The organism is Sporosarcina saromensis (genome assembly GCF_033253735.1).
In the GTDB taxonomy this organism is placed as follows: Bacteria; Bacillota; Bacilli; order Bacillales_A; family Planococcaceae; genus Sporosarcina; species Sporosarcina saromensis.
The window spans coordinates 89260-115882 of sequence record NZ_JAUBDI010000004.1 but is presented as its reverse complement, the minus strand read 5'-3'; the positions used below and the strand labels follow the sequence as shown (position 1 = coordinate 115882).

Below are 26623 nucleotides of genomic sequence, written 5' to 3'. Positions count from 1 at the left end.
GTGGATTTCAGCTCCATCGGGCAATTAGACTGTTTCTATTTGACCGTTACCTACGTTTATTTACTCCAATGGGCAATTAGAACACTTCTATTGAACCGCCAGCTGTGGATTTCAGCTCCATCGGGCAATTAGACTGTTTCTATTTGACCGCTACCTACTTTTTTTACTCTAACGGGCAATTAGAGCACTTCTATTGAACCGCTAGCAGTGGTTTTCAGCTCTAACGGGCAATTAGATTCATCTCAGTTAAAAATTCCCTACATTTCTTGCACACCAAAGAAGCGGAACCAAATGAGTGGCTCCGCTTCTTTCTATTACTCTAAAATTAGTCCATCAATCTTCCATCGTTGATAAGTCGCCTGTTGGCAAGTTCAACTCCCATGCTTTCAATACTCTACGCATGATTTTACCACTTCTTGTTTTTGGTAATTTGTCTTTGAATTCAATTTCTCTTGGTGCTGCATGTGCTGCAAGCTCTTTTTTAACGAACTGTTTAATCTCTTCTTCCAACTCCACCGAAGGCTCGTATCCTTCTTGTAGTGCAACAAATGCTTTGATGATTTCTCCACGAACAGGATCCGGTTTACCAATGACTCCCGCTTCGACAATCGCAGGGTGCTCCAGTAATTTACTTTCCACTTCGAATGGTCCAACTCGCTCGCCACTAGTCATGATGACATCATCGACGCGCCCTTGGAAAAAGAAATAACCATCCTCATCCATGTAAGCAGAATCACCGGAAACATACCATTCATCGTTTAAGAAGTACGAATCGTATTTCTCGGGATTATTCCATATTGCACGCATCATTGCTGGCCAACCTTTTTTAATGGCCAAGTTCCCCATCCGGTTTGGCGGCAAAACATTTCCTTGATGATCAACAATTGCTGCTTCAATGCCTGGTACCGGTTTACCCATCGATCCTAATTTAATTGGCATAGAGCCGAAATTACAAATTGTTTGTGCTCCCGTCTCTGTCATCCACCATGTATCGTGAATTCTTAGTTTAAAGACTTCCATTCCCCACCGAATGACTTCAGGATTCAAGGGCTCTCCGACGGACAGAATATGGCGTAAAGTAGACAAATCATGTTTTTCAATTGGTCCCACGCCTGCTCCCATTAACATACGGAATGCTGTAGGTGCACTGTACCATACCGTAACGCCATAATTTTGTATCGCTTCATACCAGCTATCTGTTGAGAATCGCCCACCGACAATCAAGGAAGTTGCACCGGCTAACATCGGTCCGAAGACACCATAAGCAGTTCCTGTTACCCATCCTGGATCAGCCGTACACCAGAACACATCTTCATCTTTCAAGTCTAAAACCCAACGAGTCGTCTGTAACTGTTGCACCATCGCTTCTTGTACATGTAAGACTCCCTTTGGTTTCCCTGTGGAACCGGACGTGTAATGCAATAAGGTTGGCGATTCACGTTCCAACCATTCCACTTCATAGTGAAAAGATGCTTCTTTAAGATGCTTTAAAAAGTCAACATACTTATCAGTTTCTTGAATGTTTTCGCCAACTAAAAAGACTGTCTCCAAATGCGGTAACTTGTCAACTGGAACCCGTTCAAGCAATTCTGGTGTAGTCACGATCGCTTTTGCTTCACTGTCTGCTAATCGATCATACACAGCCCCTTCCATAAATGCTTCAAACAATGGTCCGACAATTGCACCCATTTTTAAAGCGCCCAATAGAGCAAAGTACAATTCAGGAGAGCGCGGCATGAAGATAAAAATACGATCTCCTTTTTCAACTGTAGAACGATTTGACAATACATTCGCCGCTTTATTGGTCATTCTCTTCATATCATTATACGTGTACGCTTCTTTTCGATTGGCATCTTGATAAAATAACGCCACTTTGTTTTTCCGATAGGAATTCGCATGACGATCGACCGCTTCGTGTGCGATGTTAATGAGTCCTGTTTCATGCCAACTGAATTCCTTCTCAACATCCGACCAGTTGAAATTCTTTGCCGTCTGCTCATAATCTTGTAATTGGTAATCACCTTGAATTACAGATAACGTTTTCGTCTCCATTCCTATCATCCTTTCATCTAGCAATTAACCCTTACTATTTTACATGATTTTTTCAGTGTTTGCTAACAAATTACTATCTTTCGTATTATCATTCAACTTAATTCGACATGTTTTACCCATTGATTTTGCTTAAGATACCATAAGCCGTAATCACAATATAAATCTTCCATCACATGATGATCAAAGGAATGGTAACCCTCATACTTACATCCATTCTTACAACAACCATAAAATACAACTGTAAATTGTCGCTAATATTTTCGCAACTTGAAGATGAATTGTTGTATACTTAGAGGAAGTTGACTTACTTGTAGGCGGTGATAAAAGTGGAACATAAGAAAACGTATAATGCAATGGAGATCAAGCATAAGAACGGCAATCTCTTTATCGAAGGACCGGTTTCGAGCACAGATTTAGCCACATTTGATTTTCATGAAGATCTCACATCATTTAGACCACCAAATCAACAACACAAAGCCCTAATTGAGATCGCAAATCTTCCAGAAGGCAGAATTCTCATTGTCCGTCATCTTAATGAAATCGTAGGCTATGTCACGTATTTATATCCTGATCCTCTTGAAAGATGGTCACAAGGCAATATGGAGAATCTCATTGAGCTCGGAGCAATTGAAGTGATTCCAAAGTTTCGTGGCGGAGGAGTCGGTAAAGCGTTGCTCGAAGTTTCCATGATGGACGATGCGATGGAAGACTATATTATTCTCACAACAGAATACTATTGGCATTGGGATTTAAAAGGAACAAAACTGAATGTTTGGGAATACCGAAAAGTGATGGAGAAAATGATGAACGCTGGCGGCTTGGAATATTACGCAACCGATGAACCGGAAATTAGTTCACATCCAGCAAACTGCCTAATGGCGAGAATCGGTAAAAGGGTCGACCAAGAATCCATTCAACAGTTCGACCAGTTACGTTTCATGAACCGATTCATGTATTAACAGGGGGGATTCATGTATGCTAATTGAAGAAATTATGAAGAGAAAAGTTATTACACTCACTGAAGAACACACTATTTCAGATGCAATCACGCGCATGAAAGAAGAGAAAATCAGGCATTTGCCAATCTTATCTGTGGCGGGTGAGCTCGTTGGAATTGTTTCCGATAGGGATCTTAAAGAAGTCATCCCATCCCTTTTTAACGACGCATCTAATGAAAACGTTTACAATCAACCGCTATCCGCAATTATGACAAAAAATCCAATCCATGCCCACCCTATGGATTTTGTAGAGGAAGCTGCTGTCATCTTTTATGACAATCAAATTGGATGTCTACCCATTGTTTCAAACAAACAATTGGTTGGCATCATAACGGAAACGGATTTACTTTATAAATATATTGAACTGACAGGAGCACACCAACCTGGCTCTCAAATTGAAGTACGTGTGCCTAATATCCCCGGTATTTTATTTGAAGTGTCCAAAGTGTTCCATGAACACAAAATGAATATATTAAGTGTACTTGTCTACCCCGACAAGGAACATGAAGACAATAAAATACTTGTCATTCGCGTTAAAACGATGAACCCGCTAAATGTGATCAAAGGATTGCGGACATCCGGATTCGAAGTCTTATGGCCGAATGTCCCAGGAATTGACCAATGAAACAAGAAGCAGTATTCATTTATTCGGATAAACAACTTGGCTATTCGTTTTCAGATAAGCATCCTTTTAACCAAAAAAGGATTGTTTTGACGATGGACCTTCTAAAGAAATATGGGGCATTAAGCAACGAGGACATCATTGCACCAAGGACTGCCACGGATGAAGAGCTATTACTTGTCCACGATTCCACATTCATTGACATCGTCAAACGGGCAGGAAAAGGACTAGTGACTGAAGAGGTAGGAGCGGTGTATGGTATCGGTACAGAAGATACACCAATTTTCCCAAATATGCACGAGGCGAGTGCTATGTTGGTTGGAGGTACACTCACAGCAGTAGATGAAGTGATGGAAGGACGAGCAAAATACGCGTTGAATTTAGGCGGTGGCCTTCATCACGGCTTCCAAGGAAAGGCATCTGGCTTTTGTGTGTATAACGATAGTTCTGTTGCGATTAAATATATGCAAAAGAAATACAATGCAAGAGTGTTATACGTTGATACGGATGCACATCATGGCGATGGCGTGCAATGGACATTTTACGACGATCCAAATGTTTGCACATTTTCAATTCACGAAACAGGACGATATTTATTCCCCGGAACAGGAAATGTTACGGAGAGAGGCAACGGAAAAGGATATGGCACTTCTTTTAATTTTCCAATCGACGCTTTCACAGAAGACGAATCATTTTTAGAAGTTTACGAGACAGCTCTACATGAAGTTGCCGCGTTCTTTAAACCTGATGTCATTTTGACTCAAAATGGTGCCGATGCGCATTATTTCGATCCACTCACGCATTTGTACGGAACGATGAAAATTTACGAGCACATTCCTCGTCTTGCACGAGACATTGCTGAACAATATTGTGAGGGTCGTTGGATTGCCGTAGGAGGCGGCGGCTATGATATATGGAGGGTTGTGCCTCGAGCTTGGGCTCATATCTGGCTTGCAATGAAACAACTTCCCTCTCCGACTGGGAAACTGCCTGTTGAATGGCTTCAAGCATGGCAATTAGAAGCACCTGTGCCATTCATTGAAACGTGGTCGGATCCAAATCCCTTATATGAGCCTATTCCGCGAAAGGAAGAAATCACGGAAAAGAATGCACACATGTTAGAACGTGCTTTGCATTTCATCCGAAACCAACAGTAGTTCGTACTCATCCTGTTACGCTCATTCAAAAGTTACATGAACGAAAAAAGACGAAGGATACACGCTCTCCCTTCGTCTTTACTCTGTTCAGTCAATACGACGTAACGCCATTTTCCTTTTGAAAAAGTCAGCAATGACAATTTATCTTTTGAGGCAAGTATTCTAATTGCCCGAATGCAAAGGATTACTTCGTAGACTGACGTTCTTCCATTCGATAAGGAAGGACGACATTCGTATCGTCGACTTCTTCACCGTTCATTAATTTTGTTAACAGGCGCATGGAAACTGCACCTAAGTCATATAGCGGTACGACAATCGTTGTCAATTGTGGACGAACGACGCGTGACAGTAATGTATGCTGGAAGCAAATTACTTCAAAATCGTCCGGAATTGAGTAGCCATCATCTCGAATTCCATTCATAATGCCGACAGCGATCTCATCGTTGCCAGCGAAAATACTCGTCGGCATTTCATCTAAGCTCGCTAATTTTTTCCACTTATCATACGCATCATCGTACGTATTGTCCGTTTCGATGAAGTATTCTTCGCGAAGTGGAATGCCAGCTTCTTGGAGTGCTCGCTCATAACCTACTTTTTTGCAAAACTTATTAATATCTCTGGACATTGGACCAGCTACATGTGCAATCCGTTTATGTCCGTTATCAATCAACTTTTTCACAGCTTCATATGCTGCTTGTTCATGGTCGATGTTGACGGTCGGTAAATTTGTATTAGCGTCCAACGTTCCAGCTAATACGATTGGTACATTGGCCGTTCCCATTTCTTTTTTGATTTCGTCCGTTAGGGAATCACTCATAAAAATAATTCCATCTACTTGTTTCCCTAAATGATCTTCCAGTAGCTCGACTTCACGGATTGGTCGTTTATCGGAATTCGATAAGATGATATTGTACTCATACATGGTAGCAATATCTGCTATCCCTCTAGACAGTTCCGCATAATAGCTTTTTGAAATATCAGGAACGATGACACCGACAGTTGTCGTTTTTTTACTTGCAAGTCCTCTAGCGACGGCATTTGGTCGATAGCCTAATCGCTCAATGCATTCCAATACTTTTTTCCGTGTTGCAGGTTTGACATTTTGATTGCCATTGACGACACGTGAAACAGTAGCCATTGAAACATTCGCTTCTCTAGCAACATCATAAATTGTTACTGACATTGTCGAATCTCCTTCCCTACGTATGTAATCGTTTACTCTTAGTATAAACAAAACACCGGAACCTTAAAAGGTCCGGCGTTATTTACAGAACAATTTAATTACGCCTATGTCAATTTACGAGAAGGTAACGAAAGAGCTACCCCCTTTAAACCATTGTAATGGGACATGTAGCTTCATACAAATGTCCTGTATCTTTTCATGCAGACAAACGTTCATTCAATAAATCGAATGAGTTTTGTATAACCTATTCATCAAACGGTTTGATGTGTTTTCATGAAACGTTGGATTTCTTTATAGAAATCATCAAATTGCTGAATATCCATTTGTTGAGCAGAGTCTGATAATGCCACTGCTGGATCAGGATGTACTTCAGCCATCACGCCGTCCGCTCCTACTGCAATCGCAGCTTTTGCTGTCGGAAGTAACAGATCTTTTCGGCCAGTAGAATGTGTTACATCGACAAATACCGGTAAATGTGTTTCTTGTTTTAAAATCGGAACAGCAGAAATGTCTAATGTATTACGTGTCGCACGCTCGTATGTACGGATACCACGTTCACATAGCATGATCTGGCTATTCCCTTTAGAAATGATGTACTCTGCAGCATTGATGAACTCATCAATCGTTGCAGCTAAACCACGTTTTAAGAGGACAGGTTTGTTTACCATACCAGCTTCTTTTAATAATTCGAAGTTTTGCATGTTCCGAGCACCAATCTGGATGACGTCAATGTAATCCAATGCTTCTTCCAAATGCGAAGGGGTAATGATTTCAGTAACAATCGACAGGCCCGTTTCTTCTGAAACACGCTTCAAAATTTTCAAACCTTCAAGACCTAGTCCTTGGAAATCGTATGGCGATGTACGAGGTTTGTATGCCCCGCCTCTCATCATCGTCAACCCTTTTGCTTTAATGGATTGCGCAACAGCCAAAACTTGTTCATAAGATTCTACAGCACATGGACCGAACACAAATGTCGGCGTTCCATCCCCGATTTTTTCACCGTTCACATCTACAATTGTATCTTCAGGCTTCCGTGTACGGGAAACGAGTAAAGCATTCCGTTGTTCATCTTCTTGAATTTCAAGGGCAGACATGAAAATACCTTTAAAGATTTGTTCCAAAATTTTATTTGGAATTGGACCGTTATTGGATTCCACTAACGCATTCAGCATTTCCCGCTCGCGGATCGGATCATATCTATTTACACCTTGCTTTTCTTTTACTTTCCCGATTTCTTGTACAACCGCAGTACGTTCATTAATCAAGTCCAAGATTTTCGTATTTAACGCATCCACTTGAACTCTTAGCTCATCTAGCTCATTTTGTCTCATCAATATGACTCCTTCCCCGCACATGTCATTCCCTTTTCGAAGTGGGAAATCTATGATACATTTTTATATAATAGTCCAAGTATAATGAATACCATTTAAAAAGTCACGTCATTTCTGCAAATTGTCAAAGATTCGCATTATTTGACGATGAAAGGGTGTATGATTCTGTCTAACAAACTTTTTGCACTGGACATCGGTACGCGCTCAGTTGTCGGAATTATCCTCACGGAAATGGAAGATTGTTTTCATGTGGAAGATCTCCTCATAATTGAACATAAAGAACGCTCGATGATTGATGGTCAAATACATAATATTGTAAGCGTTGCAAAAGTGATCACAGACATTAAAGAGCAACTCGAAGAACGCCATGGCAAACTAGAGCGAGTGAGTGTCGCTGCCGCAGGCCGTGCACTGAAGACTGAAAACGGTTCAATGGCAATAGATATTTCCAATCAAGCGCTGTTTTCCATTGAAGATATTAACCGATTGGAATTGGCGGCTGTACAACAAGCTCAACAAAAATTGTTAAGTTCTGCATCAACAACTGACGATTATTATTACTGTGTCGGCTATTCTGTATTACATTATGAACTTGACGGCGAGAGAATCGGTAGCTTAATTGATCAGTCTGGACGAACTGCCTCAGCACATGTTATCGCCACATTTCTACCGCGCGTCGTAGTCGAGTCCCTCTTATCGGCATTAAAACGGGCTGACTTGGAAATGGAAGCCTTAACATTGGAACCAATTGCTGCCATTAATGTACTCATCCCCCCTTCCATGCGAAGACTGAATGTCGCTCTTGTGGACATAGGGGCAGGTACATCGGATATTGCCCTAACAGATAATAATACTGTGGTAGCATACGGGATGGTACCAATCGCTGGTGACGAAATAACTGAAGCGCTTAGCAATGAGTACTTACTCGACTTCCCTGTCGCTGAACTTGCAAAACGTGCATTAACTACGGGAGAATTCGTCACTTTCAACGACATATTAGGGTTTGAACAACAAATTGCTGCCTCAGAAGTAATCTTAAAGATTAAGCCTTCTATTGAAAAATTGGCGGATTCGATTGGAACAGAAATTAAAAAACTGAACAATGGTAAACCTCCCCAAGCAATCATGTTAGTAGGTGGTGGAAGTTTAACCCCACAACTCACAAAGGAACTTAGTATGCACTTGGACTTACCGGAAAATCGAGTCGGCATAAGAGGTTTGGATGCTCTTGCTTCTGTCAGTTTAGGAGAAGCGATCCCTTCCTCACCTGCACTCGTTACGCCAATCGGAATTGCAATCGCTGCTAAACGTGCGCCGATTCACTATATGACTGTCATAGTGAACGAAAGGACAATTCGGCTTTTTGAGCTGAAAGAAATGACTGTCGGGGATGCCTTACTAGCAGCAAATATTAAAGCTAAACAATTGTATGGTAAACCTGGATTGGGGATATCCATCACTGTAAATGGCAATCGACTCATCATTCCAGGGGAACACGGGAAGCCATCCGTCATTTTACAGAACGGTCAACCTGCTAGTACGAAAGATCCTATATCCAATGGAGATGTACTTTCATTACAACCTGGGAAAGACGGTGAAGATGCTTCAGTAACGTTAGAAAAGATTATTGGCGATCTGTCATCCTTGGAAGTGCAACTGAATGGGCGCCTACATACGATAACTCCTCACGTTCTTGTGAATGGTAAACAAGCTTCCCTTTCACAACAGATTCATGATAGCGATGAGATCATTTATCACCCACTGACAACCGTTAAGGACTTCTTATCACAACAGGAAGAAGTTCTATATGAACCTTTTGAGGTCTTTATCAATGACCAAAAAGTAGTCGTAGATGCCTATACACCAAAGATTTTCATTGGTGAAAAGCAAATTGACGGCAACTACAAACTCAGTCATGGTGATTGTATTCATACAGTTTGTCCGCAACCGCCAACTGTCAATGATTTACTTCAGACAATAGGTGAAAAACATCAATCGATCACAAAAATTACATTTAATGGAGACCCAGTCACAATCATTCACACAAACGCTTCAGTCTTAGTAAATGGACAAAAAGTCTCTCTTGCAACTAAGATCCGTCGTCACGATGAGCTCACTATTACGCAACTACCACAACATGCGCCTGTATTCAGTGATGTGTTTAAGTTCATTGAGTATACATTGCCGAGTAGTGCAAGTTCTTATCAGCTGCTATGTAATGGCCAGATGATAGGGTTCAACGATACAATTACTGACGGTGACGAATTAGCAATCATTTATACCCCTTAATAGGAAAAGCCAGACATCCATTACGGGTTGCCTGGCTCAGAGTGTAGACAAAGTTGATTTTTACTTTGTCTACACTTATTTTATGAGATTTGTATAGAAAGTTCTTCAGCCTGATTGAAAACGCTTGTCAGGTGGGAGGCAGTCTAAGTTCGGGACGTCCTGTCCCAACGACTGCATGACCTGCTTCATGCAGGCCCGCGCGAAGTCGAGCGAAGACGCGAATAGAACGAAAGTTCATGAGCGGACGAGCGAGACGAGCAACAACGGATGCGAGCGTTTGTCAACAGGCTGAGCCAGGCATCCATTATGGGTTGCCTGGCTCTTTGGTCATTTCTTTTGTTCGTCAGAGACGTAATTTTGGTTCATGTTTTTTTCTTCTCCTACATTGTCACTGTTATCGTAGGATACTTCACTGTTCTTCGTCGTCTGGTCGTCTGCAGCCTTTTTATCTTGGACAGTTGAATTGTCTACATAATCAGTAGCTTCTTCTCCTTCAGATGAGACTGTACCATCATCCATTGGAACGGTCGTTTTATTTTTCATTGACTTCACTTTATCCACAAGCTGCCCTGATTGTTCTTGTAAGGACTTTGTAAGGCCATCTGTCTTTTCTTTTGCGACAGATGAAAATTCAGTTGCCTTGTCCTTTGCAACTGCACTCAACTCAATACTTTTGTTTTTTAACTGAACGGCTTGCTCGGAAAAGTCATCACGCATTTCTCGACCAGATTTTGGTGCGAGGAACAATGCAGCTGCTGCACCAATGACACCACCTACTAGTGCACCTAGCAAGAAGCTACCAGTTCCAGAATTATGCTCATCATAAAAATCATCGGTATTATAGCTATATGGATAGTTCACGGGTAGATGAGAAGGCTCGCCAAATGTGTTTTCGTACTCGTTTTTCCCATAGTATGTGTGATCATACTGTACATCCTTATAATTCGGTTTCTTGTTTTCTGACATCGTAATTCCTCCTATAGGTTTAGTTTTGAGGCGTTAGTGTCTGTTCGGATTCGGTAATCTCTTCTGGTTCGGATCAGGTTGATAAACTGTCCATCCTGTAGACTTTTCAGCTTTCATATCCTTCACTTTCCCGATAATACCGAATGCGACATTGCTCCATTGCACAACTTGGGCTATTTTGTCACTGTTTCGTTCTGCTTCCACAGTGATGGAATTAGATACTCTACGCACAGAGCTGTTTAGATTGCTAACAGAGTCTCCAACCCCTTTCACAGCGTCCACGACAGTGTTCAGTTTTTCTGATTTCTGCTGAATGTCAACTGCAAGGGCATTCGTCTTATGAAGAAGTTCAGTCGTTTCAGTCGTAATCCCTTCAAGTTGATTTGAAACATTGTCCATCGTTTCAGAAACACTCCGCAAAGTAGTTTTCAATGAACCTAATGTCATCGCTAGGCTAATACATAAAATCAAAAATGCAATAGCTGCAATAATCGCTGCAATATACAATAATACTTCCATGGCGTTTCCTCCTTCCTTGCTACATCTATACATCATTTGTACCCTGTCGACGAACGAACTAAACGCCTGCCTCTATTACCTTTTTCGACATCTTTCTTCAATCCCCTTTATTTTTCCGAAATAAAATAGGAAATTTCCTTTTTTATCGTATCGTTAGGGGATTAGATGTGTTTTTTGAATGTCAGAAGAAAAAACAGCAGACCCTTATGGATCAAGCTGTTTCTTCCTTTTCAGTATGGTCTGTAAAGACATTCATATACTTTTGGATATCACCAGCGCCCATGAATAGGTATACTGCATTCCCGTGAGCATCTAATACGTCAATATGATCAAGTTCAAGATGTTTCGCTTGTTGGATTTTGGCGATTAGATCTTTAATCGTCAAATTGCCTGCCACTTCTCGAGCTGAACTGAATATATCGCACAAGTACACATGGTCAGCTGCTTCCAAGCTTTCCGCAAATTGAGAAAGAAGAGCTGCTGTCCGGGTAAACGTATGCGGTTGGAAGATCGCAATGACTTCCTTGTCAGGATATTTTTGACGGGCTGACTGGATCGTTGCTTTGATTTCAGTCGGATGATGAGCGTAATCATCTACAATGACTTTGCCTTGAGCCTCTTTAATTGAAAACCGCCTTTTTACTCCAGCAAATGATGCTAATCGCATTTCGATCGTCGATACTGGAATGCCTTCGTAATGGCAAAGTGAAATGACACCTAGTGCATTTAAAATGGCATGATCACCTGGCAAAGGAATTGTGAAATTGTGGTAAAATTCATTTCTCACATACACGTCGAAATTCGATCCGTTGGCCGATTTCGTAATGTTTTTAGCGGCAAAATCATTTCCTTCATCAAACCCATAGTATACCACGGGTACATTCGCTTGGATTTGTTGAAGATGCAAATCATCCCCGCATGCAATGATTGCTTTCTTCACCTGTACAGCCATTTGACCGAACGCTTCCATGACATCCTCCAAATCCTTGAAGTAATCAGGGTGATCAAAGTCAATATTGGTCATGATGGCATAATCGGGATCATACGCAAGGAAATGACGTTTGTATTCACAAGCTTCAAAAACGAAATATTTACTATCTTGCACACCACTCCCTGTGCCATCTCCAATTAAATAGGATGTAGGAGAATCGCCCGAAAGCACGTGTGCCAACAAACCTGTAGTAGAGGTCTTGCCATGGCTGCCTGTAATGGCAACAGAGACGAATGCTTTCATATATTGCCCTAAAAACTCATGGTAGCGGACAACATCCACGCCTAGTTCTTTTGCTTTTGCTATTTCTGGATGACTATCGGGAAATGCATTTCCAGCGATTACCGTCATCCCTTCCGTAATATTCTTTTCATCAAAAGGATAAATCGTAATGTTTCTTTCATGCAACGGATCTTCTGTAAAGAAGTACTTTTCAACGTCAGAACCTTGTACGTTAAAATTGGAATCGTGTAGGATCTGTGCGAGCGAACTCATCCCTGAACCTTTAATGCCTGTAAAATGAAACAATGTCATATTGCAACCTCCCGGGATCATTTCTGCTCCCACATTCTGAAAACCGGTCATAACTTGAAGGACATCTGTAGGAACCTCTCCTTCATTATACGCCAATATTCATTCCTTATAAGCTCTATTCCCATTCTCTAATGGATTCTAGTAATCATTTAAATTATGTTCTTTCAGTTCCGTTCAAGTAGTTATCAAAACTGCTTTCAGTTACGAAAACTTCTCTAGCTTTACTACCCCGTTGTTCGGATATAAAACCTAGCTTTTCCATCCGATCCATTAATTTCGCAGCTCGATTGTAACCAATGCTGAAATTCCGCTGCAACAACGAAGTAGAAGCACTTTGCTGTTCAATAATGAACAGACATGCATCCGCAAACAACGGATCGGACTCTTCTTCTTCAACTGCGTTTGCCAATAAATCTTCTTGACCAAATAAATAATCAGGTTCCGCTTCGTTTTGAACGTGTTCTATTATACGTTCAATTTCGCCATCCGTGACAAATGTACCTTGTAGCCTAACAGCAGATGATTGACCGTTCCCCAAGTATAGCATATCTCCTTTACCAAGAAGTCTTTCCGCACCTGGTGTATCAATAATTGTTCTCGAATCAATTTGAGAAGAGACCGAAAATGCAATTCGCGTCGGTACGTTCGCTTTAATCGTTCCTGTAATGACATCTACTGAAGGTCTTTGGGTTGCGATAATTAAATGAATACCGCATGCCCTTGCTTTTTGCGTAATGCGGCTAATCGACACTTCTACATCTGCAGGAGCCATCATCATCAAGTCAGCTAGCTCATCAATGACAATGAGTAAATAAGGTAATTTCACCGAAAACTTACGATCTTTCTCCGCCATTTCGTTGTAACGTTCAATATTCCTTGCACCCGCATGAGCAAATAACTCATAGCGACGTTCCATTTCACCGACTGCCCATTTCAATGCTGCAGTTGCCGCCTTAACATCCGTGATGACCGGACTTAATAAATGTGGAATGCCATTATAAGGTGCCAACTCAACCATTTTAGGGTCTATGAGCAACATTTTTAAATCTGTTGGCGAAGATTTATACAAAAGACTAATAAGAATCGAGTTAATACAAACCGATTTCCCTGATCCGGTAGCTCCGGCGATCATTCCATGTGGCATTTTGCGCAAATCAAGTGTTACCGGTTCTCCCGTCAGGCTTAAACCAAGTACTGCTTCCAATGGAGAATCAGATTCTTGGAATCGTTTCGTTTCAATGACTTCAGATATTCTTACTGCACGCGGTTTGCGATTCGGAATTTCAATACCGATTGAACTTGTTCCAGGTATCGGCGCTTGGATTCGAATATCTTCTGCAGCGAGTGCCAGTTTTAAATCATCCGTCAAGTTCCTCACTTTACTCACTTTTGTACCATGTCCGACTGTCAATTCAAACCTCGTTACCGTCGGACCTTGTACAGCCTCAATGACAGTTGCTTGAATCGCAAAGTAGGAAAGCGCTTCTTCCAATTTCACAGATTGCGTCTGTAACCATTCCGTATCCTCAATATGCGCTTCAGGATGGACAAGGAAATCTTTCGGTGGGAAAGCGTAAAAAGGTTGTTCTTCCTCTGCGTGCATTGAACTTGGTTGTTCATCAATCCCGTTTAGGCTTTCTACTTCCAAATCCTCGTCTTGTTCGCTTGAAACTTGCCATCCATTTAGATTCTTACTAGCTGTTTGTTTCATTTGCTGTTGACTTTCGTATTTCATTTTGTCATTCTTCAACATCAAAACATTAAACGGAACAGTCTTCTCTTTTTTCCGCTCTGTTGAAGTATGCATATGTGTAGAATCGTTTGAAGTCCTTAATTCGATAGAACTTTCGATTGTTGGAGCCTCTTCATCAGTTGCGATAAACTCTTTTCCTACTACTGAACTCGTACTTTCCAAGTCCTCGCGTTCCACCTCATACGACGTTTGTTCGTCTTCATTATTAGTTTCAGAAAGCGCGTCAAATGGTTCAGGCTCAACAAGCTCTTCTTCCGGAATTGTCGATTCATGAACAAGAGCGGTTTGTCCGTGCTCTACACTTGATGCTGTTTCGCTTATTTGTTCTTCATGTCCATCTACAATGGAATCATCGTAAGCTGGCTGAAGCTCGTTTTCAACATCCATGTTAGCTGGCAATTCGTCTATTCGTTCTTGATTCAACTCATCATGGCGGATTGCGTCATACCTAACGTCCTTTTCCGACTCCCTCGTTACAGGCGAGTTATGTGCATCTGAATCATTTTTTGGCACATCACCTTGATAAGAGGTATCCGTCTTTGCAACCCTGTCAGAAGGTTTCATGTAGCCATACACTGGAGAGGGCACCTCAGTTGGCGTGAAAGGACGATTACTCCGTTTTTGGATGATGGATGTCCGCACCGCCTCTTCTCCAGAGGAAGGCTTAGGTTTAGGGTGTTCAACAGTTTGCGGTTGCTTTTTTTCAGTCTTGTATTTAGCAGGTGCATTTGCTCGATGGATGACCCCTTGTTTCCGTTCTCCTGGCCATCTTTCATTTTTATACAACGGTACGGGCTCGAAATCATCGTCATCCAACTGGGTTACGAGCTGTTCCTTGGATTTTTTTTCTCGTTCTTCATTTTGATCATCAGGTCCCCAACCATAAATTTCTGCATCCGTAATGATTGGAAAGCGGAAGGCAGGACGTTCATTGCTTGTTTGTTCTGTTGTCTCTAGTTCTCTCTCATTCTGATTCTCATGATCTTCCATACGATATTCTTGCTCATTTTCCGTTTCAAAAACACGGTTCATCAATTTTTTAATCCATATCAATACTATCACTCTTTTCACGACGATCAGTTTATTTTAACAGGTTTTTGCTCGTTAAATCAATTAGATGCCTAAAATAAGAAAAACGTACTGCGTGAGGCAGTACGCACGGAACAATTAAAATGTAAAAGCATTCCCTGTTTCTGAGTCTGCTGGAAGGACTAATATCCCTTTTTCTTCAGGTGCATTTGGTAAATTAAGTTCTTTAGCTGAACAAATCATACCAGAGGATGGAACTCCTCTTAACTCCGCATCTTTAATAATCATACCCGATGGCATAACAGCACCCACTTTTGCAACAACAACTTTTTGACCAGCATCTACATTTGGGGCTCCACAAACAATTTGCAGTTTTTCTGATCCGACATCTACAGTACAGATGCTTAACTTATCTGCATTTGGGTGTTTTTCTTTCTGTTCGACATACCCAATTACGAATTTTGGTGAGAGATCCACTTCTAGCTCCAAACTTACTCCGTTCTTGTCCAACGCATCTTGGACTTGCTTAACAACTTCCTCTGTCAATTCAACTTGCCCGTCCACTTCAACTTTCAGGAATTCGGAAGCATTGAACACGTTAAGAGCAACTACTTCTTTCGTTTCAGCATCTTTTATGAGTGCTACGTCATTTACTTTTTCAGTTTCAACTTCTGCCGGCCGATTTGTTGTCAATTGAATCATGAGGACATCGCCGACACCTGTTTGATTGTAAAATATATTCATTTGTTTTCTTCCTTTCGTGTTACCCTGTTTTTCGCCATTATAAAGATCGGTTCCATTTTGCCATTTTCATATATAAATGACAAGGATGTAATCGGGACCGTTCCGACTGTGAAAAATTGCATCGTCATTTGAGCAAGGATATCATAACCCGTGTCGTTTCGAATATCTCCGATAATTAGGACGTCTTGATGAGGTACGGAAACGGTCATGTGACCATCGATTTTTTGTTCCATCTCTCTCAAAAAAGCAACATTCAAAATCCGACTTGCATCATACCCATCTTTGTTGTTAACAAAATAAAATACATTTCCTGCGACTTCATCTCGTTTCACCTCTGTCGGTAGTGAGCGCACTTTAAAAAGTGCTGATTCTATAATTTCTTGCTCACTCACACCTAATGAAGCAATCATCGTTTCATCGATTAATCGATAAGTCGTCCCAAGATCGAGTGCATAGAAAATTCTCGTTTCAGCTGTGTGATCTTTATAAATAAATGGATCGCCCGCTTTTGATGTCAATGGAAAAGAAGTCGATCGAATAACTGGATAAATGACTGTGTTTTGTAGGAATCCTTCTGCTAACTCCTTTTCCATTGCCGTAAATGTTTCATTGATTGTATAAACTACTTCACGGATAGATGCTTCACCATCCGTTTCATATTTAGCCAGAATTTCAGGAAGCGAAATATCCATTCCTTTTTTTAACACAGTATGCTCTAAGCGGACTTTGTCGTTTTTCCGATCAAAGTTCCATTTAAATTCGTGTGATGGCAATTTTTCTTTTAAGATTTCAACCAGTTGAGCAGATTTCATTCACCTCATCCTTTCTGTCAAAAATAAACGGCCGCTCGTCGAATGTATCAACGGTGACCGCTTTAATTATGCGTCTTGTTCAATAGACCGGACAATTTCCATCATGCGCGCCATGTTCGTTTCGATATCTTTCAACTTAGAAATGGTCGTCATTTTAACACCACCGACACTTGCAATCAGCTCGACTTGGTCTTCTGCTAATTGGACGATCGATGCGAAACCGAAGTACCCTTCATCCGTAAAAATCGCTTCAAAACGCTCATTCTCTTCTGATGTGTCGAGAAGGTCGTAAAATAGACGACTTTGTCTCGTTTCATTGGGATTAATGAACAGTATGAACGTTTCATCCCCTTTTTTCATGACGATGTTTTGCGCATCAGATGACTCTTCAATTGTAAATCCTGTAGGTTTATATAGAGAGACGCCTTGAATTTCATCATTTCTTTGTTTATCATGCAACTGGAAGGCCTCTTTGGCAGCAAGTAATCCATCATCCGCCATTTCGTCGACATTTTTCCCGCATGCAGCTAATACACCAATTGCTATACTTAGTAGGAATAATAATTTCCAAAAGCGGAACATTCAAGATCCTCCCATCATTACATGTTAATTTTATACTAAATATCATTACCATTTTAAAGTTTCTAAGCAACATATGCAAATATCGAGTTTTAGTGAGATGCTCTTCCATATTTATATTGCCCAATGATCAAGCGCATGACATGTTGAAACATTGTGTCCCTTGTGAGGACATTTGCGGTAAACATGCCAACTGCCCCTTCACTGTGGGAAATTCCTTTTGCATGAAAATACGCATCTACGACTTCGCCCAATTCTTTGCCTGCCAAAATCTCTGATGCAATCTCTCTTGGCAAAAGGATTTGCGCGCCTCCAGCTGTAAACGTTTGACCTGTAGGCAAAACGAGTGCTCCCCAATTACAAAGATAAAGTTCATCCTCCAACGTACGAACGCCACCTTCAAGTCCAATTCCGATTGCCCATTGTTTTGTAGCTGCGGCATTTTTTGCTCTGTTCACTGCGCCTCTCCTCGTCTCCTCATCTCCCATCGGTTGATTGCTGACTTCTGAGGGTACATCTGCAGTAACAAAATTGCTTGACGGAAAATGTTCAACGATGATAGCTTTTACCGCCTTCACTTTTGCTGGATTCTTTGACCCAATGACAAACTCCATTTGACCACTCCTCGTAGATGAATAAAGACCATCCTTCATCACACAGAAAGGATGGTCCCATTCGTTACACGTTCTTTTTGATTGTTTCCACAGTTGTCTTATCACATGCTTTGACCAATTTCACAAGCAGTTCTTTTGCCGCTGCATAATCGTCTGTATGGATAATGGATGCAGCCGTATGGATATAGCGAGAGCATATTCCGATAACTGCGCTTGGCACGCCTTCATTGGAAACATGTACTTGCCCGGCATCTGTACCACCTTGTGAGATGAAGTATTGATAAGGGATATTATGCGTTTCAGCCATATCGAGAATGAACTCTCTCATCCCCCGATGCGTTACCATTGAGCGGTCTAAAATCCGGAGTAATGTACCTTTACCTAGTTGACCAAATTCGGATTTATTGCCAGATGCGTCATTTGCAGGACTTGCATCTAACGCGAAGAATAGATCTGGATTGATCATCCGTGCTGCAGTTTGCGCTCCTCGTAGTCCAACTTCTTCCATTACATTCGCTCCAGAATAAAGTGTGTTTGGCAACTCTGCTCCATGCACTTCTTTCAATAGTTCAATGGCTAATCCGCAGCCATATCGGTTATCCCAAGCTTTCGCCATAATCTTTTTGTCATTTGCCATTGGTGTGAATGGGCAAATCGGAACAATTTGTTGACCGGGGCGGATACCGATTTTCTTTGCATCTTCTTTATCATCAGCACCAATATCAATTAACATGTTTTTAATGTCCATTGGTTTATTGCGGACTTCATCGCTTAACAGATGTGGAGGGATTGAGCCGATAACACCTACGACTGGACCTGCATCCGTAATTACTTGAACGCGTTGTGCAAGTAATACTTGATTCCACCATCCTCCCAATGGTTGAAAACGAAGCATTCCGTTGTCCGTTATGGCCGTTACCATGAATCCGACTTCATCCATATGACCTGCAACCATAATTCTCGGACTGTCCTCTGCTCCTTTGCGCACACCAAAGATGCCACCTAAATTGTCCTGGATAATTTCATCTGAATACTTCCCAAGTTCCTCTCGCATATAGGCACGGAGCATATGCTCATTTCCAGGTGCAGCTGGTAACTCCGTCAAAGTTTTAAACATTGTAAGCGTTTCATTGTTCATAGTAATAAGCCCCCAATTTGATATGTACTATGTCTAGTATAGAGCAGTAGTCAGAAACTTTCCAATAAGAATATTTAGGTTGGCGAATTAATTTTTCTACGGGTTCTCCCATTCAGATTTCACGAAAGTTAAAAATAAAAAGGAATTATGGTACACTTGAAGAAGATTAGTTGAGGGGGTTTCACACATGAAAATAAAAGATTTCGCGGCAGGCATATTAACAGGTGTTGCAGCTGGAATAATTGTCAATCAAGCGTTTCAGAAGATGAACCCGAACACACCGGCAGAGGATGTCTTACATGCTGTAAAAGAGGCTTTTAAAAAGGAAGGTCCTATTGATGGCTCGTGGATTGTTATGAAGCCTGAACCTTTCACGAACAATGTCTTAACGATGGACGTCTACCGTGGCGGCATTTCACGTATAAAGAATGGAGAGCTTGAACAATACGAATTCGCCGCAAACGCGCAAACAGGCACAGTCGTCGAGTTAATTCAAAAGTGAATGGTTGTATGAAAAAAGTAGAGAGAAGCGCTCGCCCTCTCTACTTTTTATGTTTACTTCGTTCGTTCAAGTGACGCAACGATTTCTTTACCGCTTTCACCCCACTGAACAAGCCGATACACAGCGTCATGATAAAAGATAAATTTATAGCCGTTTGCTAATGCTTCTTTCATGATTTTTTCTTTTGCAAAAATCGATGTCATTGGGTAATCATCGTAAGCTAATACCCACAATGGATTGCTGTGCGCATGTGTAGGCATGATATCAGCCATATGGACAATCGTTTCTCCGTTTTGCGTTAGTTTGATAATACTATGGCCGTCACTATGACCACCCGTATGAATCATCTCAACACCGGGTAAAACCGTCACTTGTCCTTCAAATGTTTTCACTTGTTGTTGAATCGGCTCCCAATTCTCTTTCCAGTACGTGTTTCGTGAGCGAATGTTTGGATTCCGCATTTCATCCCACTCCACTTGTGAGACAAAGATATCAGCATTCGGAAAGATGGACACAAGTTCACCATTTTCCCAACCTGTTAAACCGGCTGCATGGTCATTATGTAAATGAGACATGAGAATGATGTCGATATCATTCGGCTTCAAACCAAGCTCGGCTAAACTTTCTTCTACTTTGGTCTCCGCACGAACACCTAGATTGCGTTTCATTTTATCGGATAGTTTCCCTTTTCCAATGCCTGTATCTATTAAGATATGCTTACCTTCATAGGCAATGTAAATTGGATCGGTTCGTAATTCAATTAAGTTTTGTTCATCGACTGCATATTTTCGTGACCACAACGCTTTCGGTACAACACCAAACATTGTGCCTCCATCGAGATAGTTGACTCCCCCATCGAGCCAAACAAGTTTCATATCATGAAATACATATGAATCCATCATCATACGCCCCTTTCTCATTCCCTATTTCAGTTGTTATAGACCGCCTCTAAACGATAGATCGGTTGCCCTTTCGCTGAGAACTTCTCCTCGTATTCGGTCATAATATTATCCTCCGGCATTTCAGCATGCAAATCAAGTGATACATCAAGCAGTTGCATCCCGTATGTTGACATTGAAACAAGAGAATACTCAAACAGCTTACGGTTGTCGGTCTTAAAGTGGATTTCCCCTTTGGCTTTCAACACGTTTTCATAGCGTGCCAAAAATGACTCGTGCGTCAACCTTCTTTTGGCATGGCGAGTTTTTGGCCAAGGATCAGAGAAATTCAAATAGACCCTGTCCAATTCACCCGCTCCAAATAATTGTTCTAGGTTTGCACCATTTCCTCTAATAAGTCGTAAGTTCGACGGCTTGTCAGCTTCTATCACTTTCTCTAACGCTGATACAATGACGTTATCAAAGTGCTCGACCCCAATATAGTTAATATCCGGGTTAGCAAGCGCCATGCCGATAACAAACTGACCTTTACCCGTTCCTACTTCAACATGAATCGGTTGTTCATTGCCGAAGGTTTCTTTCCAATTAATGTTCTTTCCTTCTTCTTCAAGGATCAAGACATCCGGGTGTTCACCCATAAAATCTTTCGCCCATGGTTTATTTCTAAGTCGCATAGTTGTTAGCACTCATTTCTATTCATTAATATCCATCTGTTCTTCTTGCTCGTCAAACAATCTACTTGAAGCAGTTGTTTGTGTTGTATCCAATAATACTTGTGCCGCTTTGAATTGATTAAACTTCATCGGAATCGTTGACCTCTGTAATGCACCGAACCAGTCTGCAAACGAGCGTCTATCGACAATTTTCGTGTCAAAAGGAACTGCTGGGTAATCAATATAGCCATTCTTCGAAACGATGAATTTCTTCACAGGAAATTGGATGTTCTGCTCTGCGAAAATGCTTGAGACAATTTTTTCCATACGATTTAGTCCGATTAAAGGGTTAACGAGTTTTGTTTCTCGATCACCTATTTTTTTCGTCCAAAAACGGTCTCCAGTCCCGATGAATGCAGATGCATCTTCACCTTCTAGTACAGTTATGCACAAACATTCAAGCGGAGTGATCAATAAAATATCCAGTTCGACAGGTGCTTTTTTAACTTTCAAGACTGGGTAGTAAAACAGCAAATAACTATCAGGGAGTTGTTGTGTGAAACTCTTTAATAGAGAGTCACGCAGGAACTTTGCATCTAATCGTGAGTGCTCTAACATCGTAGAGCTCGCCCATTTTAATTGGAAATGGAACAATTGGTCCATATAGAGTTTTTTTAATTGTTCAAGGTTCTCAGGTTTATAAATGATGGAAGGATTAAAGTCAAACAACTCTTTTTCATCTTGTTCTTCTGTTTCAATGTCGACTTCAATTTCCTCGTCCTGTTGATCTCTCCTTTTCAGGAGCCGGAAGAAGGGGGAAAACCATTTCCCTTCTCCCGGTTGTTGTTCAGGCTCCATTACTGCTTCTTGTTGCCACATCGTTAAATCCTCTTCATTCAACCAACGCATTTTCATGCGCTCCCAATGGGTAGTTTTCAAACGAATATACTGCGTCGGATAACGAGATAGATCATTTTCATAGCGAGAAACATAATCAAGCAGTTTAACGAGCTGCGCCAAATTCAATCACTCCGATCAGCCGGTAATCTTCATTAGTTTCCTGTTACAAAAGCAGGAATGCGTAATGCAAATGCAGCTTGCAATTTTTTCGTAATTGGACCTGGTATCCCGGTTCCTATTTCCTTATCATCCAACTGAATAACAGGTGTCACTTCCGCAGTTGTAGACGTAATGATTAATTCATCCATCTCAAATGCTTCTTGTGGAGTAAACGGCTTTTCAACTACAGGTATTCCGTTTTCTTCACATAACTGCAAAACAACTTGTCGGGTAATGCCATTTAAAATAAGGTTCGTCGCAGGGTGTGTATAGACAATACCATCTTTCATACCGAATAGGTTTGATGACGATCCTTCTGTAATAATTCCGTCACGAACAAAAATTGCTTCTGCACAGCCTTCTTCGTACGCTTCTTGTTTCGCCAATACATTTCCAAGGAGATTTAAACTTTTAATATCACAACGTAACCATCGAACATCTTCAACTAACTTGACCGCAACCCCCTTTTCCAAGTTCGTCGTCGGTCTTGGATTCACAAGACCATAACCTGTTACAACAACAGGCACACTAAAATCAGGGAACTGGTGAACACGTGGGGCTGCTCCACGGGTCACTTGTAAATAGATATGGCCAGTGCTAATTTCATTCGCCTTTACTAACTCTTTCGCCACATCAATCAACTGTTGCTCTGAATAAGGGATTGTCATTTTTATTTTCTGTGCACTTTGGAACAGACGTGCAATATGTTCAGCTGCTGTAAACAACGATCCATTATACACTTTTATCACTTCATAGACGCCATCACCAAAGTAATACCCTCGGTCATCTATAGAAATGTTCACGTCTTCCTTGCTCAAGAACTGTCCATCAATAAAATACGTCGTCATGCTATTCCCCATCCTCTTCTTTTGATGCTAGACGGCTGATCGCCGCTGCGTAAATGGCTGTCGCTTTGATTAAGTCCTCAATATATACATATTCATCTGCTTGATGTGCGACATCCTCTCTTCCAGGGAAAAGCATTCCGAATGCGACACCTTTTTCAAGCACACGTGCATACGTCCCTCCACCAATTGCTAACAGCTCGGCTTCTTTACCGGTATGTTCGGTATAGATCGCTTGTAGTGTTTGGATAAATGGATCATTTGCATCTACATGGTGCGGTGTTGAATTTGATTGCACGTTTAAACGGAATGTAGAGTCCTTTAAGCGATCGATACAAGTCTTAATTTTCTCATCGAAAGGATAGGTCACTGAATAGCGCATACTCACTTCAATCTTAGCGCCTTCTTCAGGTGTAAACGATACAATTCCTGCGTTCAACGTCGTATCGCCTGATATTTCATCATTGAAAGCCAATCCTAAATAACGACCTCTTGTTTCATTGCCAAACGCATCCACCATGAATTGGGTAAAGTCTTTGGACGGACCTTCTGTAAAGATTTTATTCAAAAACGCAGCTAACAACACTGCTGCATTCACGCCGTTGTCAGGTTCCATTGCATGAGCAGATTTCCCATGGACGGTTATATCAATGATTCCGTTATGTTCAACTAGTGAAAAAGCGAAATCCTGAAGATTCATGTAGCTTTCAATTTTACCCTCAATGGCAGACAAATCCGCTTTAAACTTCGCATGTGCAAGATCAGGTACCATATTTGTCCGATCACCAGATGTAAATGCCAGAAGTTGTCCATCTGCGTTTTCCACGTTTTGTGTAAACTCGAGGCTCGCAATTCCTTTTTCTGCGTGAATAATAGGGAAATCAGCATCAGGTGCAAAACCGATTGTCGGCATTTCCTCTTTCTCAAAGTACCGGTCAACACATCTAAAACCACTTTCTTCATCGGTTCCGATAATGAGCCTCACCCGTTTACCGAGTGGTATGCCTGCTTCTTTCACGAGTTTCATCGCATGCCAAGCTGCCATCGTCGGGCCTTTGTCATCGATTGCCCCTCGACCGAACAACTTACCATCTGCAATGGTTCCTGCATACGGTTCATAGGTCCAATTCTCACCTGCTGGGACGACATCTACGTGACAGAGGATACCGAGTAACTCATCCCCTTCTCCCATTTCAATATGACCTGCCATGTTATCAATATTTTTTACGGTAAAGCCTGCTCGCCGACCTTCTTCCAACAGCCACTCTAAAGCACGCTTTGGTTCTGGTCCGAACGGCGCATCACTCGTTGCTTGTTCTTCATCCAAAACCGATGGAATGGCGAGTAAGGTTTTCAAATCATGTATCAGATGATCTTGGTGATTCAATGCTTTTTCGTCCCACTTCGTCAATGCAAGCACCTTCTTTCTTAATAACCTATTTTTACACGTTCCGCTTAGAAAATAAAGGACAAAACTTTTCATACAAAGTATTCACAAAAAATTCATGTACGATTAACAAAAATGATGTATACTTATATTGTCAGAACATTGCATCTGACGCAACGTTCTGATGAAGGGAGTGCATTGTCGGAGGCGATTTCAACTCATAAAGGTAACATTCAACAGTCTCATGCCCATTGTTTTGGAAAATGAAGATGAAGGAGTGGTTTCCCAGTTGAATCCAGCTACTGATCGTATGCTCACTCGCATCAAGGACGTTTATTTATATATCCTTGATCGAGGAGTCGTCACTACAGAAAACGTTGTCGAGGAATTCGGCATCACCAACCGCACAGCACAAAGGGACCTGAATGTCCTCGAATATAACGATCTCATCACAAGCCCCGCTCGCGGTAAATGGACTACAACAAAGAAAAAAGTGAAATTAACCTCCTGACAATCACAAAAAGCGAAGGGCGCTTGCTTAGGCTCGACAAGCGCTGGAAGGCCGAGCGGAAAGGCGCCATTTGCCTTTTTGCTCGGCCTGAAGCGACTCGAGAGCCTAGCGCCCGCAGCTGGATTATCAAAAAGCGGAGGGCGCTCGCACAGAGGCGACAGGCATAAGGCGAAGATGCGGCGTGGCGCCCTTTGCCACAAAGCGGCTTCGACTTATGACCCCGAGCCTCTAGCGCCCGCAGCTGGATTATCTAGAAAGCGGAGGGTGCTTGCTCAGGCTCGACAAGCGCTGGAAGGCCGATCACGCACTACTTCTATAGTAGTGATAAAACAGTTTTTTATACTAAATAAATCCGACAGGAGGATATAAATGACCCCTGACTTCACTACGGATATGGTGAATTTTTTCAGTATAAATCTACTCATTATTTTTGCAAGGATTATCTTATCTGGAATACTTGAAAACAAAAAAGAAATCGTGACTACAGTTTGCGACCTGCTATTAACAATAGTTGTTTACTTTTTCACGTTTAGACAGCGGGAATTTATAGCAGACAATTTTGGTATCCAAATCTATTTTGTTTGGTTGCTTTTAGTAGGGTTGCTCGTACTTAATGTTAAGGATATTTATTTGCTCATTAAAGCTAATAAGACAAAAGCAAAAAAGCAAGAGTTCTAACACCCTTGCTTTTTGCCGTTTAGCGAATCAAAAGTTTCACAGACACTACTAGTACTACACCTGTCATTTTTATAGCAACAAGTTTATTTCCTCATCCGTTAGTTCACGATACTCTCCTAATGCAAGTGATTCATCCAACGTCAACTCACCCATTGTCATTCGCTTGAGATAAATCACTTTCTTTCCGACCGCCTCAAACATTCGCTTCACTTGATGGAATTTCCCTTCAGTAATCGTCAATTCGATTTCTGAGATAGGAGCCGACTTTAAGATTTTCAGCATTCCAGGCTTCGTGAAATAACCATCTTCCAATGTAACGCCTTCTGCGAAACGTTCAACATCCTCTTGGCCGACAACCCCTTCAATATGTGCGTAATACGTCTTCGGCACTTCCTTTTTAGGGGATAACAACTCATGAGCCAACTTGCCGTTGTTCGTCAGCAACAATAACCCTTCCGTATCTTTGTCAAGCCGCCCAACTGGGAACGGTTCAAAATGTCGGTATTCATCATCCAATAAATCGATAACAGTCCGGTCCCGATTGTCTTCCGTGGCAGAAATGACACCTTGTGGTTTGTGCATCATCAAGTAAATAAATTCCCGGTAGATGATACGCTCACCTAATATGGACACCTCATCTTGTTCAGGATGAACATGTAGCGCTGGATCTTTGACAGGTACACCATTCACTTGTATGGCACCTTTTTTCAGTAGTCCTTTCACTTCTTTACGAGATCCAAATCCCATATTTGATACTAATTTATCTAAACGCATT

25 protein-coding genes are annotated in these 26623 nt (G+C 41.5%); 7 read left to right on the top strand and 18 right to left on the bottom strand.

Going from position 1 to position 26623, the window contains the following annotated elements; translation table 11 throughout:
• Positions 1-333 precede the first annotated feature (333 nt).
• Positions 334-2052 (bottom strand): acetate--CoA ligase, encoded by a 1719-nt coding sequence (gene acsA, locus QT711_RS06595; protein WP_317942790.1) that lies wholly within the window; start codon positions 2050-2052, stop codon positions 334-336.
• 326 nt (positions 2053-2378) lie between these two features.
• On the opposite strand from acsA, the gene QT711_RS06590 reads away from it, so the two are divergent.
• Genes QT711_RS06590 through QT711_RS06580 form a run of 3 tightly spaced genes read left to right on the top strand, consistent with a single transcriptional unit; the run spans position 2379 to position 4829 of the window.
• Complete coding sequence (locus QT711_RS06590; RefSeq protein ID WP_317942788.1) at positions 2379-3011, top strand: GNAT family N-acetyltransferase; 633 nt, start codon at positions 2379-2381, stop codon at positions 3009-3011.
• 16 nt (positions 3012-3027) lie between these two features.
• On the top strand, positions 3028-3675 hold the full coding sequence (locus QT711_RS06585; RefSeq protein ID WP_317942786.1) for an acetoin utilization AcuB family protein: 648 nt from the start codon (positions 3028-3030) through the stop codon (positions 3673-3675).
• The gene (locus tag QT711_RS06580; protein WP_317942784.1) at positions 3672-4829 is read left to right on the top strand and encodes an acetoin utilization protein AcuC; all 1158 of its coding nucleotides are present in this window, start codon (positions 3672-3674) and stop codon (positions 4827-4829) included. The genes QT711_RS06585 and QT711_RS06580 overlap by 4 nt, the downstream gene beginning before the upstream one ends.
• 184 nt (positions 4830-5013) lie before the next feature.
• On the opposite strand, the gene ccpA is transcribed toward QT711_RS06580, so the two are convergent.
• Positions 5014-6012: a catabolite control protein A gene (gene ccpA, locus QT711_RS06575; protein ID WP_317942783.1), complete on the bottom strand. Its 999-nt coding sequence runs from the start codon at positions 6010-6012 to the stop codon at positions 5014-5016.
• Between the two features lie 251 nt (positions 6013-6263).
• The gene (locus QT711_RS06570) at positions 6264-7346 is read right to left on the bottom strand and encodes a bifunctional 3-deoxy-7-phosphoheptulonate synthase/chorismate mutase (protein ID WP_317942781.1); all 1083 of its coding nucleotides are present in this window, start codon (positions 7344-7346) and stop codon (positions 6264-6266) included.
• A gap of 147 nt (positions 7347-7493) precedes the next feature.
• Here QT711_RS06570 and QT711_RS06565 point away from each other — a divergent pair, with 147 nt between their 5' ends.
• Entirely contained in the window at positions 7494-9635 is a 2142-nt protein-coding gene (locus QT711_RS06565; RefSeq protein ID WP_317942779.1) for a cell division protein FtsA, read from the top strand.
• Positions 9636-9962: 327 nt separating this feature from the next.
• Here QT711_RS06565 and QT711_RS06560 read toward each other — a convergent pair whose 3' ends face one another.
• The 9 genes from QT711_RS06560 to QT711_RS06520 form a co-directional block, all read right to left on the bottom strand.
• Positions 9963-10601, bottom strand: a complete 639-nt coding sequence (locus QT711_RS06560) for a YtxH domain-containing protein (protein WP_317942778.1) — start codon at positions 10599-10601, stop codon at positions 9963-9965.
• 33 nt (positions 10602-10634) lie between these two features.
• A complete protein-coding gene (locus QT711_RS06555; protein ID WP_317942777.1) occupies positions 10635-11120 on the bottom strand; it encodes a DUF948 domain-containing protein in 486 nt (161 codons plus the stop codon).
• A 211-nt stretch (positions 11121-11331) separates the two neighbouring features.
• Positions 11332-12645 carry a UDP-N-acetylmuramate--L-alanine ligase gene (gene murC, locus QT711_RS06550; protein WP_317942776.1) on the bottom strand — a complete coding sequence of 438 codons (1314 nt, stop codon included), beginning with the start codon at positions 12643-12645 and terminating at the stop codon, positions 11332-11334.
• A 154-nt stretch (positions 12646-12799) separates the two neighbouring features.
• The gene (locus QT711_RS06545) at positions 12800-15451 is read right to left on the bottom strand and encodes a DNA translocase FtsK (RefSeq protein WP_317942775.1); all 2652 of its coding nucleotides are present in this window, start codon (positions 15449-15451) and stop codon (positions 12800-12802) included.
• 114 nt (positions 15452-15565) lie between these two features.
• On the bottom strand, positions 15566-16171 hold the full coding sequence (gene ytpR / locus QT711_RS06540) for a YtpR family tRNA-binding protein (protein WP_317942774.1): 606 nt from the start codon (positions 16169-16171) through the stop codon (positions 15566-15568).
• A complete protein-coding gene (locus QT711_RS06535; RefSeq protein WP_317942773.1) occupies positions 16168-16983 on the bottom strand; it encodes a DUF1444 domain-containing protein in 816 nt (271 codons plus the stop codon). Before QT711_RS06535 ends, ytpR begins: the two co-directional genes overlap by 4 nt.
• 66 nt (positions 16984-17049) lie before the next feature.
• A complete protein-coding gene (locus tag QT711_RS06530; protein WP_317942771.1) occupies positions 17050-17565 on the bottom strand; it encodes a hypothetical protein in 516 nt (171 codons plus the stop codon).
• 89 nt (positions 17566-17654) lie between these two features.
• The gene (locus QT711_RS06525) at positions 17655-18176 is read right to left on the bottom strand and encodes a DUF84 family protein (RefSeq protein WP_317942770.1); all 522 of its coding nucleotides are present in this window, start codon (positions 18174-18176) and stop codon (positions 17655-17657) included.
• Positions 18177-18240: 64 nt separating this feature from the next.
• A complete protein-coding gene (locus QT711_RS06520) occupies positions 18241-19314 on the bottom strand; it encodes a M42 family metallopeptidase (RefSeq protein ID WP_317942769.1) in 1074 nt (357 codons plus the stop codon).
• Between the two features lie 187 nt (positions 19315-19501).
• On the opposite strand from QT711_RS06520, the gene QT711_RS06515 reads away from it, so the two are divergent.
• Positions 19502-19816, top strand: coding sequence for a hypothetical protein (locus QT711_RS06515; protein ID WP_317942768.1), 315 nt, complete (start codon positions 19502-19504; stop codon positions 19814-19816).
• Between the two features lie 53 nt (positions 19817-19869).
• On the opposite strand, the gene QT711_RS06510 is transcribed toward QT711_RS06515, so the two are convergent.
• From QT711_RS06510 to pepV, 5 genes are read right to left on the bottom strand one after another with little or no spacing between them, the layout of a single operon-like run.
• Entirely contained in the window at positions 19870-20715 is an 846-nt protein-coding gene (locus QT711_RS06510) for a YtnP family quorum-quenching lactonase (RefSeq protein ID WP_317942767.1), read from the bottom strand.
• Between the two features lie 29 nt (positions 20716-20744).
• Positions 20745-21389: a tRNA (guanosine(46)-N7)-methyltransferase TrmB gene (gene trmB / locus QT711_RS06505; RefSeq protein ID WP_317942766.1), complete on the bottom strand. Its 645-nt coding sequence runs from the start codon at positions 21387-21389 to the stop codon at positions 20745-20747.
• Positions 21390-21407: 18 nt separating this feature from the next.
• On the bottom strand, positions 21408-22388 hold the full coding sequence (locus QT711_RS06500) for a nuclease-related domain-containing protein (protein WP_317942765.1): 981 nt from the start codon (positions 22386-22388) through the stop codon (positions 21408-21410).
• Between the two features lie 32 nt (positions 22389-22420).
• Positions 22421-23275: a D-amino-acid transaminase gene (dat, locus tag QT711_RS06495; RefSeq protein WP_317942764.1), complete on the bottom strand. Its 855-nt coding sequence runs from the start codon at positions 23273-23275 to the stop codon at positions 22421-22423.
• Position 23276: 1 nt separating this feature from the next.
• Positions 23277-24683 carry a dipeptidase PepV gene (gene pepV / locus QT711_RS06490; protein WP_317942763.1) on the bottom strand — a complete coding sequence of 469 codons (1407 nt, stop codon included), beginning with the start codon at positions 24681-24683 and terminating at the stop codon, positions 23277-23279.
• 265 nt (positions 24684-24948) lie between these two features.
• Between pepV and QT711_RS06485 the strand changes: the two genes are divergently transcribed.
• Positions 24949-25170: a DeoR family transcriptional regulator gene (locus tag QT711_RS06485; protein WP_317943012.1), complete on the top strand. Its 222-nt coding sequence runs from the start codon at positions 24949-24951 to the stop codon at positions 25168-25170.
• 369 nt (positions 25171-25539) lie between these two features.
• On the top strand, positions 25540-25848 hold the full coding sequence (locus tag QT711_RS06480; RefSeq protein WP_317942762.1) for a hypothetical protein: 309 nt from the start codon (positions 25540-25542) through the stop codon (positions 25846-25848).
• A gap of 69 nt (positions 25849-25917) precedes the next feature.
• Here QT711_RS06480 and QT711_RS06475 read toward each other — a convergent pair whose 3' ends face one another.
• Entirely contained in the window at positions 25918-26622 is a 705-nt protein-coding gene (locus QT711_RS06475; protein ID WP_317942761.1) for a pseudouridine synthase, read from the bottom strand.
• Position 26623 lies beyond the last annotated feature (1 nt).

What these genes read in the sequence shown, in the direction of transcription:
- acsA (WP_317942790.1), bottom strand. Translation starts at nt 2,052, where the DNA reads ATGGAGACGAAAACGTTATCTGTAATTCAAGGTGATTACCAATTACAA.
- QT711_RS06585 (WP_317942786.1), top strand. Translation starts at nt 3,028, where the DNA reads ATGCTAATTGAAGAAATTATGAAGAGAAAAGTTATTACACTCACTGAA.
- QT711_RS06580 (WP_317942784.1), top strand. Translation starts at nt 3,672, where the DNA reads ATGAAACAAGAAGCAGTATTCATTTATTCGGATAAACAACTTGGCTAT.
- ccpA (WP_317942783.1), bottom strand. Translation starts at nt 6,012, where the DNA reads ATGTCAGTAACAATTTATGATGTTGCTAGAGAAGCGAATGTTTCAATG.
- QT711_RS06570 (WP_317942781.1), bottom strand. Translation starts at nt 7,346, where the DNA reads ATGAGACAAAATGAGCTAGATGAGCTAAGAGTTCAAGTGGATGCGTTA.
- QT711_RS06565 (WP_317942779.1), top strand. Translation starts at nt 7,494, where the DNA reads ATGAAAGGGTGTATGATTCTGTCTAACAAACTTTTTGCACTGGACATC.
- QT711_RS06560 (WP_317942778.1), bottom strand. Translation starts at nt 10,601, where the DNA reads ATGTCAGAAAACAAGAAACCGAATTATAAGGATGTACAGTATGATCAC.
- QT711_RS06555 (WP_317942777.1), bottom strand. Translation starts at nt 11,120, where the DNA reads ATGGAAGTATTATTGTATATTGCAGCGATTATTGCAGCTATTGCATTT.
- murC (WP_317942776.1), bottom strand. Translation starts at nt 12,645, where the DNA reads ATGACATTGTTTCATTTTACAGGCATTAAAGGTTCAGGGATGAGTTCG.
- ytpR (WP_317942774.1), bottom strand. Translation starts at nt 16,171, where the DNA reads ATGAATATATTTTACAATCAAACAGGTGTCGGCGATGTCCTCATGATT.
- QT711_RS06535 (WP_317942773.1), bottom strand. Translation starts at nt 16,983, where the DNA reads ATGAAATCTGCTCAACTGGTTGAAATCTTAAAAGAAAAATTGCCATCA.
- QT711_RS06530 (WP_317942771.1), bottom strand. Translation starts at nt 17,565, where the DNA reads ATGTTCCGCTTTTGGAAATTATTATTCCTACTAAGTATAGCAATTGGT.
- QT711_RS06525 (WP_317942770.1), bottom strand. Translation starts at nt 18,176, where the DNA reads ATGGAGTTTGTCATTGGGTCAAAGAATCCAGCAAAAGTGAAGGCGGTA.
- QT711_RS06520 (WP_317942769.1), bottom strand. Translation starts at nt 19,314, where the DNA reads ATGAACAATGAAACGCTTACAATGTTTAAAACTTTGACGGAGTTACCA.
- QT711_RS06515 (WP_317942768.1), top strand. Translation starts at nt 19,502, where the DNA reads ATGAAAATAAAAGATTTCGCGGCAGGCATATTAACAGGTGTTGCAGCT.
- QT711_RS06510 (WP_317942767.1), bottom strand. Translation starts at nt 20,715, where the DNA reads ATGGATTCATATGTATTTCATGATATGAAACTTGTTTGGCTCGATGGG.
- trmB (WP_317942766.1), bottom strand. Translation starts at nt 21,389, where the DNA reads ATGCGACTTAGAAATAAACCATGGGCGAAAGATTTTATGGGTGAACAC.
- dat (WP_317942764.1), bottom strand. Translation starts at nt 23,275, where the DNA reads ATGACGACGTATTTTATTGATGGACAGTTCTTGAGCAAGGAAGACGTG.
- QT711_RS06480 (WP_317942762.1), top strand. Translation starts at nt 25,540, where the DNA reads ATGACCCCTGACTTCACTACGGATATGGTGAATTTTTTCAGTATAAAT.
- QT711_RS06475 (WP_317942761.1), bottom strand. Translation starts at nt 26,622, where the DNA reads ATGCGTTTAGATAAATTAGTATCAAATATGGGATTTGGATCTCGTAAA.